Genomic DNA, 1,126 nt, shown 5'->3' on the forward strand with positions numbered 1-1,126 from the left:
CTACACGCTGGTTTCGATCGCAGCCGTGGTGCTCGGCGGCGTCTCGCTGTTCGGCGGCAAGGGCAGCGCCATCGGCGCCATCTTCGGCGCGCTGGCCTTCCGCACCATCGGCGACCTGTTGTTCGTCTTCGATTTCGATCCGCTCTGGCAGCCGCTGTTCCAGGGCGTTATCCTGCTGGTCGCCGTCAGCCTCGGCGCCTTCGCCCTGTTTCGGGTCCGCAACCGGCTGGAGTGGTTCCTGTGAGCGAAACGACACTTGGCGGCATTGCCGGCCGCATGCCCAGATTCATCCGCCGCGCCGATCCGGCGGTGCTGACGGCCTTTGCCTGCATCGTTCTCTTGCTGTTCCTGGGCAGCCTCTATTCCAGAAGCTTCCTGTCGCCTGAATATCTTCTGCAGCAGCTCAAGGTGGCTTCGTTCCTCGGTGTCATCGCAACCGGCATGATGCTGGTCATCCTGCTCGGTCAGATCGACCTGTCGGTGCCATGGGCGGTGGCGGCGGGCGCCATGATGGCCTGCGCTGCGGCGGCGTACGGCCCGGTCGGCGTGGCGCTGGCCATTCCGTTCGGTATTTTCTGCGGCATGCTGATCGGCGTCGTCAACGGCATCGGCGTCGCCTATCTGCGCATCCCCTCGATGATCATCACATTGGCCACCAACGCTGTCGCGCAAGGGCTGATGGTGGTCTACACAGGCGGCTTCTCGCCGCAGGATTCGGCAACGGGCGCGATGCGCTACCTGGCGACCGGCTTCGCCATTCCGGGCGTGCCCAACGCGGTTATCATCTGGGCGCTGATCGGAGCCGCGATGGTGTTCGTGCTGACCCGTACCAGCTTCGGCCGCACCGTCTACGGCATCGGCAACCGCGAACGCGCGGCCTATCTCTCCGGCATCGATACGCGGCGCGTGGTGATGATCGCCTTCGCCGTCTCCGGCGGGCTCTCGGCTTTCGGCGGCGCGCTTCTGGCTGGCTATGCCTCCAAGGCGGCGCAGTCGATGGGCGACGCTTATCTGCTGCCGTCGATCGCCGCGGTGGTGCTTGGCGGCACCTCGATCCTGGGCGGACGCGGCTCTTATCTCGGCACTGTCGCCGGTGTCATCCTCATCACGCTGCTGCAGTCCATTC

General features: G+C 65.5%; 1 protein-coding gene and 1 pseudogene. Both read left to right on the forward strand.

Annotation, left to right across the window (positions count from 1 at the left end; translation table 11 throughout):
• A pseudogene (locus EN893_RS35010) lies at nucleotides 1-244 on the forward strand (ABC transporter permease); the annotation flags it as partial.
• On the forward strand, nucleotides 241-1,126 hold an 886-nt coding region (locus tag EN893_RS35015), incomplete at its 3' end, for an ABC transporter permease (protein WP_164901433.1). The pseudogene EN893_RS35010 and the gene EN893_RS35015, both read left to right, overlap by 4 nt.

It is taken from the genome of Mesorhizobium sp. M7A.F.Ca.CA.004.04.2.1 (genome assembly GCF_004022825.1).
In the GTDB taxonomy this organism is placed as follows: Bacteria; Pseudomonadota; Alphaproteobacteria; order Rhizobiales; family Rhizobiaceae; genus Mesorhizobium.